We start from the raw sequence: 14511 nt of genomic DNA, 5'->3' as shown, positions 1-14511 counted from the left end.
CAGCCAGCCTATTGGATCTGACTGTTCACAGTATTCGTCAGCTCCGTCAGCGAAAACGGTTTAGGCAGGAAAACAGAATTGGGAATCGTCATCTGGGCATCGCCGAAACTATCCTCGGCATAGCCAGAGACAAAGACCACAGGGACCCCCGGTCGTGCTTTCAGCGCCTCGCGTACCCAAGTAGGGCCATCCATCCCCGGCATGATAACATCGGTGACAAAGACATCAATATTAAGCGCTTGGTCCTCAAGAGTTTTTAGTGCCATCTCGGCCGAGTCGGCTTCTAGAACAGTATAGCCGCGCATGCGCAGCGCGCGGCTGGCAAATGCGCGCACCGGTGCTTCGTCTTCGACCAGCAGAACGGTCCCGTCCTCTCTTTTCGATCCGGTCGGGGAAGCGGTTAACCTCATCGGCGCTGATGCCTCGGCGCCCTTGCTATGGCACGGGAAATACAGGGTGAAGGTGGTGCCTTCCCCGATCGTGCTATCGACGAAAATATACCCCCCCGACTGTTTAACAATACCGTAGGCGGTGGACAGCCCCAGCCCCGTCCCCTCGCCGGTCCGTTTGGTGGTGTAGAAGGGTTCAAACACTTTTTGCAACCGGTCCCGCGGAATACCTTCGCCCTCGTCAGTGACCTGAACAGTTACATATTGCCCAACGGGCACGGTCACCCGATCACGTGTAAGCGGTTCAGCCAGCTGGGTATTTTCTGTCGTGACCTTGATTTCCCCGCCCATGGGCATAGCATCGCGCGCGTTCACGATCAGGTTCATCAACACCTGTTCCAGCTGCCGTTTATCTGCACGGATGGGCTGCAGGATCGGGTCATGGCTGAGGGTCAGGGTCACCGTTTCACCAACCAGACGATTAAGCAAATGGGTCAGGTCGGCGAGCGTGTCGCGCATATTGACCGTCTCGGGGCGGAGCGTCTGCTTGCGTGAAAAGGCGAGCAACTGCCCCACCAAAGCCGCAGCGCGGTTGGCATTCTGGTCGATCTGTACCAGATCGCTGTAATCACGATCGCCCGGGTCATGGCGCAGAAGGAGCAGGTCACAGTGGCCGGAAATAGCGGTGAGCAGATTGTTAAAATCATGGGCAACGCCCCCAGCAAGCTGCCCGATAGCCTGCATTTTTTGACTTTGGGTAAACTGCGCTTCCAACGATTTAAGCTCGGTCGCGTCATGTAGCACGGCGATCAGCGTGGGCGTGCCGCCTTCGGAAATCAGGCTTAACCTTATCTGCACAAACACTTCCCGATCGCTGCGTTTAAGCCTGAGGAACTCGGGCTTTTGCAGCAATCTCCCTTCCAGCGTATCTTGCAACCAGTCCGAGATTGACCGCCCCAGCCCCTCCATCACGTCGGCAAGTGACACGCCTTCCGTCAATTCCGCGCCCACCAACTGCTCTGCCGGAGCGTTGAAGGACAAAACCTCGCCGCTCGGGGCGACTTTGATGAGCGGGATCGGCAGGTTTTGAAGCGCGGACCACCCTGCGTCCTGAAATCGGTCGTTTGCATGGGGCAGAAAATACAATGCGCGGCGGTTGGCCGAGGCTCCGATCTCGGCGACGGTCATGCATATGGGGCCTTTGGCAGTCTGCACGGTGACCATTTCCCCCGATGCGATGGGGATATCGCCGATGATCTGGTTTAGCGCCGTCACGCGTCTGCCAACTAGACTACGGGCCGCGGCGTTCATGAACAAAATGACGTTCGAGTTGCTGGCCATGACCATTGGCAACCCGTGATCGCTGGTGCCAGCGCCGTTTTCGGACGCGTCCCACAAGGTTTCGAGCCGCCAAAATAGATCCTCCCCCACGCGGTGCGCGGACAGGCGCATGGTGCCGTCACGGGTGTTGATGTCTTCTTTCGCAGCGCCCCCTTCCGTCGCCTTGGCCGCGAGCCGAGACGACAGCGCCTCTGGGTCCGCGAAAAGCGGCGCGAGCAGGTCGGCGATGGTGGGCTGTGCCGGACGCAGAAAGGTGGTTAACGCGACGTTGTTCTGCGCAACGATATCGCCTTCCTTGGTGGTAAGTACACAGGGGTTCGGATCATCAGCCATCGTGGTTTTTGCCGCCGCACGCTGCGCGCGTTGCACCCGCTGGCGGCGCAGCGCGACCACAAAGTTAACCAAGACAGCAAGGCCGACAGTGGCGCTGGCAGCCTGTAGAACGATGGCCAGAGAACGCGCCGGAGCGATTGAACCAAGGATGGCGGCGAAGATAACAAAGGCTGATAGCACCAGCCAACGCTTACCAAAGACGATCTGACGAGCCGCACTTTCTTGAGCCAACACTTTCCCCCTAAATCATGAAACCGAGTTCATTTAAACTTAGGAGGGTTAATGTGCTGTTAATTTCGTATCAGGTCAAAGGAAATAACATCTTCAAGTTGTTTCAAAGATCCTTCAACGACGCTTAAAATGTGCCGTGAAAAAACCGTCACCCTGCGCATCTACATGGAAACGCTTGGTAAATACCTGCGTCCAGTCCGGGTTCCGCGACAAAAACGCCGCGGCCCGATCTTCGTTTTCAGATTGCAGAACCGAGCATGTCGCATAGGCCAGCGTCCCGTTTTTGGCGGTCAGCGTGGCAGCGTGATCCAGGATTTTATCCTGAATTTGTGTCAATTCTTCCAGACGACCGGCTGTAAACGTCCACTTGCCTTCGGGCGACCGGCGCCACGACCCGCTCCCCGAACAGGGAGCATCGCATAGAACGACGTCAAAGGGGCCTGCCCCGTCCAGTTCATCGGTTGTCACCTGTCTGACGGTTGCACCAGCGCGGTCTGCGCGCCCGGGCAGGTCCACCATCCGGCGCGGATCGATGTCGTGGGCAAAGACCGTAGCATCGCGCCGCGCGGCCATTGCCAGCGCCTTGCCGCCGCCACCTGCGCAATAATCAAGCATCCGCTCAGCTTCGGGAAGCGCCGCCACAACCGCTTGGCTGGCCGCATCCTGAAGCTCAACATCACCGTGTAAGTAGCTGTCAGAGTTGCGAAGTTTCCGCTCCCCCTCTGTCACCGTCAGGGCGGTCGCGCAAAGGTCATTCGTCCGTGTTTCGATGCCCGCTTCGGCCAGTGCTTCTGCCACATCCGCGACCGTTGCCTGTGCCGTATTCACCCGGACCGAGATCGGTGCCCGCGATTGCAGAGCCTGCGCGACAGCTTCTGCGTCTGCCCCAAGTGACGCCTGAAACAGCGGTATGATCCAGTCCGGCAGGTTCCACAGGGTCGCCATATCACTTGACGCGTCGGGGGCCGTGGCCTCTGCGTCCGACAACGGCAGTGGCGCGTGACCTTGCCCGTTGAACAGCGGCGCAAGGTCGATGCCCTGCGCCCGCAAGACGCCAATCATCAGCGCCCGCCCCGTGTCACTCCCCCCAAGGTGCGCGGCCAGCCGCCGCTGCCGCAAGACATCGAACACATGATCGCGCACCGCAGCACGGTCCTTGGACCCTGCATAGCGGCTGCCACGGGCCCAACGGGTCAAGGCTTGCTCCGCCGGGACACCGTCCGCCATTGTGTTCAAAATCTCGATGGCGGCAGAGATGCGCGCGCCGGGGGTCATGCTTGGGTCACGTAGATTACGCCTTTGATTTAAGGAACTTATCCGATGCGGTAGTTCGGGCTCTCGCGGGTGATCTGGACATCATGCACATGGCTTTCAGACAGACCCGCGTTGGTGATCTTGACGAAAGTGCAGTTCTTGCGCATCTCTTCGACCGTGGCACAGCCGGTATAGCCCATGGCCGCACGCAGACCGCCGACCAACTGGTGCACAACGGCATTGGCAGAGCCTTTGTACGGCACCTGACCTTCGATCCCCTCTGGCACCAGCTTGTCCGATGCGGCGTCTTTCTGGAAATACCGGTCGGCAGAGCCGCGCGCCATGGCGCCAAGGCTGCCCATGCCACGGTAGCTTTTGAAGCTACGGCCCTGGTACAGGATCACCTCGCCGGGGGATTCATCGGTGCCCGCAATCATGCTGCCGACCATCGCGCAGGACGCGCCTGCCGCAATCGCCTTGGCGAAATCGCCCGAGAACTTGATCCCGCCGTCAGCGATGATAGGCACATCGCCCGCGGCTTTGGCGCAATCCATGATCGCCGTCAGCTGCGGCACGCCGACGCCAGCCACCATGCGGGTGGTGCAGATCGACCCGGGCCCGATGCCAACCTTAACGGCATCCGCGCCCGCATCGATCAACGCACGGGTCGCGTCCCCTGTGGCGACGTTGCCGGCCACAATCTGCACGTCGCTCGACAGGTCGCGGGCACGGCGCACCGCCTCTGCCACGCCGGCGGAATGGCCATGCGCAGTATCGATTACGATCATATCAACGCCCGCCTCGACCAATGCTTGCGAACGCTCATAGCCCGCGTCGCCAACGGTCGTTGCCGCAGCAACGCGCAGACGGCCAAGGTTGTCTTTGCAAGCGGTGGGGTTCAGCACGGCCTGTTCGGTGTCTTTCAACGTCAGCAGACCCGTCAGCTTGCCCTTGGCGTCAGTGACCAACAGCTTCTCGATCCGGCGCGCCTTCATCAGGCTGATCGCCTCGTCGCGGTCGGCGGGCTCTTGCAGCAGCGCCAGATTGTCGGAGGACATCATCAGGCGCACCGGCGTGGCATCATCAGAGGCAAAGCGCATATCGCGGTTTGTCACTATGCCCACAACGCGGCCTGCTTCATCAACAACGGGGAAGCCCGTGACACGGTAGCGTTCCTGTAGCGCTTTGGCGTCGGCCAGCGTCTGGTCAGGGCGCAGGGTGATCGGGTTGTAGACGATACCGGATTCAAACCGTTTGACGCGGCGCACTTCCTTGGACTGTTCGTCGATCGTGAGGTTGCGGTGAATGACCCCCATGCCCCCCGCCTGCGCCATGGCAATCGCCATGCGGCTTTCGGTGACCGTATCCATCGCAGAGCTGAGCAGCGGAATGTTCAGCGCGATCGATTTGGTAACGCGGGTCCGCGTGTCAGCCGTAGACGGCAACACGTTGGATGCCGCAGGCACCAGTAGTACATCATCAAAGGTCAGAGCCTCACGAATCTCCATTTTGCACCTCGGCTTGCATGGGTTCATTTGGCGGTTTCATATTTCATGGATGGCCTTGATTGGAAAGACCCATTTGTACGCTAACTGCATTGCTCGACGCGCATACGTGATCCGCGCAGCTGCTGTCATGGGGGTACAGGGGCACAGACAGGCGCAGATGGCAGGAATTATGCCGCATCGCGGCTTTCACCTGCCGCCTGCTTCGCTATGGTGCGCCAAAGTGTTGAGGATAAAGATAGATGAGCAACGATCCCCTTGTGGTATTCACGCCTTCGGGCAAACGCGGTCACTTTGCCAAGGGCACGCCGGTGCTCACGGCGGCGCGGCAGTTGGGCGTTGATCTGGATTCCGTCTGCGGCGGGCGTGGCATCTGTTCGAAATGTCAGGTCTCGCCCGGATATGGGCAGTTCTCGAAGCATGGGGTCACTGTGGCGCAGGATGCGCTGTCCGAATGGAACAGCGTCGAACAACGCTACAAGGACAAGCGCGGTCTGATTGATGGCCGCCGTCTGGGCTGTCAGGCGCAGATCATGGGCGACGTGGTGATCGATGTGCCCGCCGAAAGCCAGGTGCACAAACAGGTGGTCCGCAAACGTGCCGAGGCGCGCGATATCGTGCTCAACCCGTCGACCAAGCTCTTTTACGTCGAGGTGCAGGAACCCGACATGCACGACCCCTCGGGCGATCTGGAGAGGCTCTGCGACGCCCTGCGCGATCAGTGGCAGCTTGAAAATGTCACCGCCGATCTGCAAATCTTGCAAACGCTGCAACCTGCCCTGCGCAAGGGCGCATGGAAAGTCACCGTGGCCGTGCATTTGGGCGATGATGAGAACCCGGCCCGCATCATGCATCTCTGGCCCGGCTTCTACGAAGGGTCGCTTTACGGGCTGGCGGTCGATCTGGGCTCCACCACCATCGCCGCGCATCTGTGCGACCTGCAAACCGGAGAGGTCGTAGCCTCTTCCGGCGTGATGAACCCGCAGATCCGCTTTGGCGAAGACCTGATGAGCCGCGTCAGCTATTCGATGATGAACGAAGGCGGCGCGGTAGAGATGACCCGCGCGGTCCGTGCCGGCATGAACACATTGTTCGATGAAATCAGCACCGAGGGCGGCATCGACAAGGGCATGATCGTGGATGCGGTGTTTGTCTGCAATCCGGTCATGCACCACCTGTTTCTGGGCATCGACCCGTTCGAGCTGGGGCAAGCGCCCTTTGCGCTGGCCACGTCAAACGCGCTGCGTCTGCGCGCCATGGACCTGGACCTGAACATCCACCCTTCTGCCCGCGTCTATCTGCTGCCCTGCATTGCGGGCCATGTGGGCGCGGATGCCGCCGCCGTCGCCCTGTCGGAAGCCCCCGATAAATCCGACGATCTGGTGCTGGTGGTCGATGTGGGCACCAACGCCGAAATCCTACTGGGCAACCGCGATAAAGTGCTCGCCTGTTCGTCCCCCACCGGTCCCGCCTTCGAGGGGGCGCAGATCAGCAGCGGCCAGCGCGCCGCCCCCGGCGCGATCGAACGGGTAGAGATTGACCCCGTCAGCAAGATCGCCCGGTTTAAGGTGATTGGCAGCGACCTGTGGTCCGACGATCCCGCTTTCCTATCTCAGATCGGTGCAAGCGGCGTGACCGGAATCTGCGGCTCGGGCATCATCGAAATGGTCGCTGAAATGCGCATCCACGGGATCGTCGACGCCCCCGGCCTGATCGGCACGGCTGAACAAACCGGATCGGCCAATGTCTTTGCCGACGGGCGCACCAATTCCTATCTGGTCTATGATGGCACTGCCGATGGTGGCCCGCGCATCACCGTGACCAACCGCGACATCCGCGAAATCCAGATGGCCAAGGCAGCGCTTTATTCCGGCGCGCGGTTGCTGATGGATAAATTCGGCGTCGATCACGTGGACCGCGTTGTGCTGGCCGGTGCCTTTGGCGCCCATATCAGCCCCAAGCACGCGATGATCCTAGGCATGATCCCCGACGCCCCGCTCGACAAGGTGACATCCGCCGGGAACGCCGCAGGCACCGGCGCGCGCATTGCCCTGCTCAACACCTCCAGCCGCGCCGAGATCGAAGAGACCGTCCGCAACATCCACAAGATCGAGACCGCCATCGAACCCCGCTTCCAAGAGCATTTCGTCAACGCCTCTGCCATCCCCAACGCGGTAGAGCCCTTCCCGATCCTCAACAGCATCGTCACCCTCCCGACCGAGACCTTCAACACCGGCGGCGACAGCTCCGGCGGCACCCGCCGCCGCCGCCGCCGCTAAGGTCTGCCCGCAACCATCGGCAAAGGGCGCGTCAGGCAAAAACCCCGCTTGACGCACCCGCCACATCGGATTAAGTCACCTCACGGCGCGCGGGTATGGTGAAAAGGTATCACGGCAGCTTCCCAAGCTTTAGTTACGAGTTCGATTCTCGTTACCCGCTCCAATATTTCCTAAAATCATCTCAACCCTTTTCGGGGATCGCGGCATGTCTCGCCGCTAAGGGCCGTTTGTCGATCATCGCCCTTGTCCCCACCGGTAGCATTCCGCCGTGCTTTGCGGCAGTATCTCTTTCGTAGCTTTGCCATGTCGCCCGAAAGGATACGCCAGATGTTGAAATACATATTCTTTTCGCTGCTGTTGATCCCGGCAACGGCCACCGCTGAAAAACTACCCCCTGCATCAGAACTTTTGTCAGACTGCACCGCGCCGCAGACAGATCCGGACGCCGTGCATCAATGTCTCTTTGCAATGGGCGATCAGGTGGAGCGTGACATGGTGCGCGCCTATCTCGATGCCCAAGCGGCGCTGGCTGCGTTTGATCAGGCGTTTTCGCGAAAGGCCGATGCCTCGGCGAGCGCCTTGCTTCAAAGCTCTCAGATCGCATTTGAAGAATACCGCAAATATCACTGCGCGTTTCCCGAACGCTTGTCGTTGGGGGGAACGGCCGCGATCAACGTGACGCTGAGCTGCCGGATTGACCTGACGCGATCGCGCATTGAGCAGTTGCAAGACTACGCCACCGCACGCTGACGCCCCCGGTCCTTTGGCGCGTTACCGTGCGATGACGATATCGGCGCGCAGACCGCCCAGAGTGTCCGAACTGCCCAACCGCAGCACGCCGCCATGCGCGCGGGCGATGTCGGTCGCGATGGCAAGGCCAAGGCCCACGCCGCCGCTGCCACTGTTCTGATTGCGCGCGGGGTCAAGCCGCGAGAACGGGCGCACGGCCTCAATGCGGCGATCCTCGGGGATGCCGGGGCCGTCGTCCTCCACCCTGATCCGCAGGGTTTTATCCGTCAGCAGCACAGATACCTCGGCCCGCGCCCCATAGCGCACCCCGTTCGAAATCAGGTTATCCACCGCGCGCAGGATCGCCATGCGGCGTAGGCGGACGGTGCCGGTGCCGTCGCCCTCGGGTGGCAGCAAGGTCACGTTGCGACCAGCGCGTTGCGCATCCTCGACCGCGGTCTGCATCAGGGCGTGCGGGTCCAGGGGTTCGGCCTCCCCCTCTGCGGTGCCTTTGGCGAAATCAAGGAAGGCATCCAGCATGCCTTGCATATCATCGACGTCCTGCAACAGCGGCTCCGCATCGTCCTCGTCGATCATCGACAGGCCAAGCCGCATCCGCGTCAGGGGCGTGCGCAGGTCATGGCTGACCCCCGACAACATCAAGGTGCGCTGTTCAATCTGCCGCTCGATCCGTGCGCGCATATCGACAAAGGCCGCCCCCGCCGCCCGCACCTCGACAGCGCCTGTGGGGGTATATGGCACGTGACGCCCGCGGCCAAAGGCTTCGGCCGCGCGGGCAAGCCGCTTGATCGGGCGCAGCTGGTTGCGCAGGTAAACGAAGGAGATCAACGTCATGACAAAGCCGAAGCTGAACGTATACACAAACAGCTGATGCGGGTTCTGCGCCGAGATCCTGCGCCTCTCGAACTGGAGATCAAGCGGGCCAAAGCGCGACTGCACATATAGATGCACCCCCGACGGCCGCGTCAGATCAAGGCTCAGGAAGGATGGCAGATACTCATCGAACCGCGCCACCATCACCCGACCGGAATAATCATACCACGACATCCGGTTGCGCGTCGGCACCTCGCTGGCTGACACAGGCGTCACCCCCATGTCCAGCGCGGCCAGCCGATCTTGCACCGTGGCCGGCACGGCAGCGGCGGAGGGGGCATCATCGACCACCTGCATGACCAGTTCGACCTCGCGCAAGACGGTATCGGTCATCTGGTTGGTGACCCCCTCATAGTTCCGCTGTGCAAAGATCACGGTCATCACGAGCTGCAAGATCACCACCGGCAAAAGCAGGATCAGGGCAGCGCGCCCATAGATGCCACGGGGCATATATCGTTTGAGCCAGACGAAGAACATGGGATAGACCTTAGCCAGCCCCCTGCCCCAGCGAAAGGCCAAACCATGCTGCCCCCTGACGACTTCGACCCCGCCATCGGTATTGCCGAGATCTTGGAACCGGGCTTGCGCCGCATCGTGGCCGACAACCCCTCGCCCATGACCTACCGTGGCACGAATACCTATCTGCTGGGCACGCGCGGCATCGCCGTGATCGACCCCGGCCCCGCGTCGCCGCGACACCTGCAAGCGATACGCGATGCCATCGGACCCGAACAGCACATCAGCCACATCATCGTAACCCATACGCATCTGGACCACTCGCCCCTCGCGCGCGACCTTGCCCGTGCCTGCGGCGCGCCGATACTGGCCTTTGGCGACGCGTTTTCTGGCCGCTCTGCGGTGATGCAACAACTGGCCGCCGTGTCCGATATTGGCGGCGGCGAAGGCATTGATGCAGAGTTCATCCCCGATCGCCCCCTAACTCACGGAGAGACCATCGCCGGCGACGACTGGACGCTGAGCGTGATTCACACCCCCGGCCATATTGGTAACCACATCAGCCTTGGCTGGAATGACGCCTGTTTCACCGCAGATCACGTCATGGGCTGGGCCAGCTCGCTGGTGTCGCCGCCGGATGGGGATCTGACCGATTTCATGGCATCTTGTGCCGAGCTGCAAAAAAACGACTGGCGGGTGTTCTATCCGGGTCATGGCGCGCCGGTGACCGACCCTGCGGCAAGGCTCGATTGGCTGGTGTCGCACCGTCTCTCGCGCGAGGCTGATATCCTGCGTGCCCTCGGCCAAGCCCCTGCCACCGCCGCGCAACTCGCTGCCGCGATCTACACCGAAACCCCGCCTGCGCTACTGGGTGCCGCGACCCGCAACGTCCTTGCGCATCTGATTGACCTTACAGGCAAAAACCGCGTCGGCCCGGTTGAATCCCTCTCTGCGACAGCCACCTTTCGCCGGGTCTGAAAATCTTTTGAAAAAATCTGGAAAAAAGTGGCAAAACCCTCTGGACGCCGGAAATTACCATAGCTATACGGTGCAGACCGTTCCGACGTAGCTCAGCGGTAGAGCAGTTGACTGTTAATCAATTGGTCGTAGGTTCGATCCCTACCGTCGGAGCCAACTTCCCCTTAGGTGGTTGGCGGTAAACGAAAAAGCGCTCCTTCGGGGGCGCTTTTCGCGTTCTGGGGGCCTGCGTGGCACATCCTTTGCGTTTTAGCTGATGGGGTGCCTCCCTCACGCGAAACGCTGCGCAGAACGGCGCGATGCGCAGGGGCGCGGCGCGGTGGGAAAACGAACAAATTTCGGGAAATATGGGCAACGGTACCCGACGGATTTGAATCAGCCGCGGGCACTTGGTTTGTCGGAACGGGCGGGCGCGATGACTGCGCCCGCCCGATCAGTTTTTAGGACTTCATCGCGGCAAGCACAGCATCGCCGGTGATCGGCAGATGACGCACGCGCGCGCCCGTCGCGTTGAAGATCGCGTTGGCGATCGCGGGTGCGATCACGGTGGTGCCGGGCTCGCCCAGGCCAACCGGTACTTCGGTGCTTTCGACAAAGTCGATTTCAAGCTCGGGCACATCGGCCAGACGCAGTGGCGTATAGGCCCCGAGGTTCAGGTCGATGACGTTGCCATTCTCGATCCGGGTGCCTTCATGCAGCGCCAAAGACAGCCCCCAAAGGGCCGCACCTTCGCATTGTGCGCGCGCGCCGTCGGGGTCCACCACGGTGCCACAGTCAAACGCCAGCCACATCTTCTGGACATCGACCGCGCCCGTTTCAGGATCAATCGCCAGCTTGACCGCCGCCGCTGTCCAGGTCGGCATGCTGCGCGACTGGCCATAGGTGGTGGCAATACCGATTGCGGTGCCCTCGGGCAGCTCTGCACTGCCATAGCCCGACATCTCTGCCACGCGCTGCAAAACAGCGGCCTGACGCGATGCCCCACCAACCGCATTGGGCGCAGAGCCCGCGTTGATGCCTTCGGCCTTCAGGTGATCCAGACGGAACTGCAGCGGATCGGCACCGACTTTATGCGCCGCTTCATCCATGAAGCTTTCTACCGCGAAGTTGGTCCAGCCCGGTCCGACAGACCGCAGCCAGCCGGGACGGAAGGTCGCATTCGCCAGATCGTTAGAGATCGCCCGCACCTGATGCGCACCCACTGTGTACCAATGATCGGCACCGTCGATGGCAAAGGGGTCATAGGGTTCTTCGTTGACACCTTTGGGCATGAACCCCGGTGCCATCACCTGCGTCGGCCAACCGGCTGCGGCGTGGTGTTCCATACCCGTGACCGATTTGGCATCGTCGAACGCCATGCGCAGTTTTTGCACGGACGGCGACCGGATGCTGTCGAACTGCGCGTCTTCCTCGCGCGAGAACACCAGCTTGACCGGCTTGCCAACCGCTTTCGAGGCGAGCGCTGCGGGCACGATATAGTCACCGTTCAGGCGACGGCCAAAGCCCCCACCCAGCATATAGCTGCGCATCACGATCTTATCGGCGGGCACTTCCAAAGCGGCGGCCAGCGTGGGCAGGATCAGCGATTGCCACTGGTTGCCCGCGTGAGTTTCCCAAACACCATCGGCGTTCTGGAAAACCGTGGCGTTCACCGGCTCCATCTGGAAGTGCAGTACGGATTGCGTGGTGTATTCGGCTTCGAGCATATCGGCGGCGGCATCAAAGGCAGCGGTCGTGTCGGGCTGCTCTGTGTGCAGGATCGACCCTTCCTCGCCCTGGATCAGCTCGCGCGAACGCGCCTGGATATCCTCTTCCGAGACATTCGCCGTCTCGCCGGAGGTCCAGTCGACGCTGATCTCGTAGGTCGCCGTACGCGCCGCGTGCAGCGTTTTGCCCAGCACCACAACCCAGCCCGGCACAGTGCCCGACGGGTCTTCGATCACCACGGTTTCAAGGTAGCCCTTGATGTCCTTGGCACCGCTATCGTCCACGGCATTCACCTTGGAGCCATAGCGCGTCGGGGGCAGCATCGGCACGCCGTAGACCATCCCGTCGACCTTGGCATCCAGACCATAGATCGCCTGACCCGTGGTTTTCGTATCCAGATCAAGCGGATGCACGTCCTGGCCCACAAGGCGCAGGTCAGCGTGGGGTTTCAGCGGCAGCGCTGCCAGCTCTTCTTCGGTGAAGCTGCGGTCAAGCCCCTCGGCCACCAGATCGCCATAGCTGATGCTTTGTGTGCCATCGGTCACCGCACCATCGCGTGCGGTCAGACCCGAGGCATCAACGCCCCACTTTGCCGCTGCGGCTTCGATCAAGGCGGTCCGGCCAGCGGCCCCCGCTTGACGGTAGACAGGCCAGCTTTGCCAGATCGACCAGCTGCCGCCGGTGACCATCAGGCCCCATTTCTCGGCCGTATCGACATGGGTGATGTGTACGTTTTCCCATGCGACTTCCAGCTCGTCCGCCAGAATACGCGCGATGGCGGTGCCGACGTGTTGGCCCATCTCGGCGCGGATGATGTTGACGTTGACCTGACCCTCGGCGTCGATCCAGTACCACATCGACGGCTCGAACGTGTCGCCATTGGGCGTGACCGGCGTGCCATCCGGCACCGCAGGGTTCATCGCCGCGTTCGACGCCTGCGGGAAGCCGAATGCAACGCCAACGGCCGTCATGGAGACAAGGAATCCACGGCGGGTCATCTGGGGTTGCGTCTCTGCGCCTGTGAGGCGGGAAATCAAATTAGCCATTGTCGGAGCCTCCCATAGCGGTGGCGGCGTCGCGCACGGCTTGACGGATTCGGGTATAGGTCATGCAGCGGCACAGGTTGCCGGTCATCACCGCGTCGATGTCGTCATCGCTGGGGTTGGGCGTGTCTTTCAGCAGCGACGCTGCCTGCATGATCTGACCCGACTGGCAATATCCACACTGCGGCACGCGCAGGTTCCGCCACGCTTCTTGCACAGGGTGGTTGCCGTTTTCGTCCAGCCCTTCGATGGTGGTGACCTTCATACCTTCGACATCCGAAAGATAGGTGATGCAGGACCGTGTGGCCGTCCCGTCGATATGCACGGTACATGCGCCACAGGCGCCGATGCCACAGCCGAACTTGGTGCCGGTCAGTCCGATCTCGTCACGGATCGCCCACAACAGGGGCGTATCCGGCTCTGCGTCGACAGAGACCTGCCGTCCGTTCAATTCGAATTCAATCATTAAGTCGTTGTCCTTGGGTAATTTTTGCCTAGGGCGGAGGGCGCGTATAACAGCGTGGTTTCGAACTGGTCAACATAGGTTTCATGGCACCCTTTGACAGGTCTGGACCAAGATGATCACGGGATTGTCAGAGGTCCATGCGAGATACGCGTTTGTCGATCTTACACGGAAAGTGCACTTGGCGAAAGAATATTTCGTCACCACTCACACACGCATGATTTTCCACAGCGCAGTCTCGCCTTGTTTATCCAGTCACCGGCAGGTACTGCCCCCCATCACCAGACTGTATAGGACAGTCCGGTCATCAAGGGTCCGGCAACGTCATGGCGCAAAATTCTCTGATCTACAAAGTCGAGCTTTCGGTCTCGGACATGGATCGCCACTACTACGAGACCCACAAGCTGACCGTGGCCAAACACCCGTCGGAAACCGATGAACGTCTGATGGTCCGTCTGCTGGCCTTTGCCCTGAACGCGCATGAGCATCTTGAGATGACAAAGGGCCTGTCGACCGATGATGAACCCGATATCTGGCAAAAAAGCCTGAGCGACGAGATCGACGTTTGGGTGGCTCTCGGGCTGCCAAGTGAAAAGATCATCCGGCAGTCCTGCAACAAATCCGCGCGGGTCGTGATCTATCCTTATGGCGGCAAAACGGCAGAGGTCTGGTGGGACAAGGTCCGCAGCAGCACCGCCCGTTTCGACAAGCTCGAGGTCGTCAATCTGGCAGAGCATGACACCGCGGCGCTGGCAAAGCTGGCCAACCGCGCGATGAAGCTTGGCGTGCATATTCAGGACGGTGACGTGATGGTCAGCGTCGATGACAGCGTCGTCTACCTGACGCCCCAGACGTGGAAAGACGCAGGCTGACGCGCCACTGGCGTCGGGGGTGACCCCTCGCCAGCGC

Annotated in this window: 10 protein-coding genes and 2 tRNA genes; 6 read left to right on the top strand and 6 right to left on the bottom strand. The window is 61.1% G+C overall.

What is annotated here, in order from left to right; all coding sequences use genetic code 11:
- Window positions 1-8: 8 nt before the first annotated feature.
- The 3 genes from AB1495_RS12860 to guaB all read right to left on the bottom strand — a co-directional run bounded on the left by AB1495_RS12860 (window position 9) and on the right by guaB (window position 5056).
- Window positions 9-2294, bottom strand: coding sequence for an ATP-binding protein (locus AB1495_RS12860; protein WP_074635203.1), 2286 nt, complete (start codon window positions 2292-2294; stop codon window positions 9-11).
- Window positions 2295-2408: 114 nt separating this feature from the next.
- The gene (locus AB1495_RS12855) at window positions 2409-3569 is read right to left on the bottom strand and encodes an RsmB/NOP family class I SAM-dependent RNA methyltransferase (RefSeq protein ID WP_074635020.1); all 1161 of its coding nucleotides are present in this window, start codon (window positions 3567-3569) and stop codon (window positions 2409-2411) included.
- A gap of 38 nt (window positions 3570-3607) precedes the next feature.
- Window positions 3608-5056 carry an IMP dehydrogenase gene (gene guaB, locus AB1495_RS12850; RefSeq protein ID WP_064215768.1) on the bottom strand — a complete coding sequence of 483 codons (1449 nt, stop codon included), beginning with the start codon at window positions 5054-5056 and terminating at the stop codon, window positions 3608-3610.
- Between the two features lie 239 nt (window positions 5057-5295).
- Here guaB and AB1495_RS12845 point away from each other — a divergent pair, with 239 nt between their 5' ends.
- From AB1495_RS12845 to AB1495_RS12835, 3 genes are all read left to right on the top strand, one after another.
- Complete coding sequence (locus AB1495_RS12845) at window positions 5296-7332, top strand: ASKHA domain-containing protein (protein ID WP_074635021.1); 2037 nt, start codon at window positions 5296-5298, stop codon at window positions 7330-7332.
- An 89-nt stretch (window positions 7333-7421) separates the two neighbouring features.
- Window positions 7422-7495, top strand: a tRNA-Gly gene (locus tag AB1495_RS12840).
- 164 nt (window positions 7496-7659) lie between these two features.
- Window positions 7660-8082 (top strand): lysozyme inhibitor LprI family protein, encoded by a 423-nt coding sequence (locus tag AB1495_RS12835; protein ID WP_244268850.1) that lies wholly within the window; start codon window positions 7660-7662, stop codon window positions 8080-8082.
- Between the two features lie 21 nt (window positions 8083-8103).
- Here the strand turns inward: AB1495_RS12835 and AB1495_RS12830 are convergent, their stop codons facing one another.
- On the bottom strand, window positions 8104-9432 hold the full coding sequence (locus AB1495_RS12830; RefSeq protein WP_074635023.1) for an ATP-binding protein: 1329 nt from the start codon (window positions 9430-9432) through the stop codon (window positions 8104-8106).
- A 45-nt stretch (window positions 9433-9477) separates the two neighbouring features.
- On the opposite strand from AB1495_RS12830, the gene AB1495_RS12825 reads away from it, so the two are divergent.
- Window positions 9478-10389 carry an MBL fold metallo-hydrolase gene (locus AB1495_RS12825; RefSeq protein WP_074635024.1) on the top strand — a complete coding sequence of 304 codons (912 nt, stop codon included), beginning with the start codon at window positions 9478-9480 and terminating at the stop codon, window positions 10387-10389.
- Between the two features lie 81 nt (window positions 10390-10470).
- Window positions 10471-10545 (top strand) — tRNA-Asn (locus AB1495_RS12820).
- 284 nt (window positions 10546-10829) lie between these two features.
- On the opposite strand, the gene AB1495_RS12815 is transcribed toward AB1495_RS12820, so the two are convergent.
- Together AB1495_RS12815 and AB1495_RS12810 are read right to left on the bottom strand one after the other, a co-directional pair.
- Entirely contained in the window at window positions 10830-13094 is a 2265-nt protein-coding gene (locus AB1495_RS12815) for a xanthine dehydrogenase family protein molybdopterin-binding subunit (RefSeq protein ID WP_254794800.1), read from the bottom strand.
- Window positions 13095-13134: 40 nt separating this feature from the next.
- A complete protein-coding gene (locus tag AB1495_RS12810) occupies window positions 13135-13605 on the bottom strand; it encodes a (2Fe-2S)-binding protein (protein WP_037962516.1) in 471 nt (156 codons plus the stop codon).
- Window positions 13606-13928: 323 nt separating this feature from the next.
- Here AB1495_RS12810 and AB1495_RS12805 point away from each other — a divergent pair, with 323 nt between their 5' ends.
- A complete protein-coding gene (locus tag AB1495_RS12805; RefSeq protein WP_074635026.1) occupies window positions 13929-14474 on the top strand; it encodes a YaeQ family protein in 546 nt (181 codons plus the stop codon).
- The last annotated feature ends 37 nt before the right edge of the window (window positions 14475-14511 follow it).

It is taken from the genome of Sulfitobacter pontiacus, assembly GCF_040790665.1.
GTDB classification, from domain to species: Bacteria; Pseudomonadota; Alphaproteobacteria; order Rhodobacterales; family Rhodobacteraceae; genus Sulfitobacter; species Sulfitobacter pontiacus.
The sequence above is the reverse complement of the archived record's forward strand: the minus strand, read 5'-3'. Positions and strand labels throughout refer to the sequence as shown.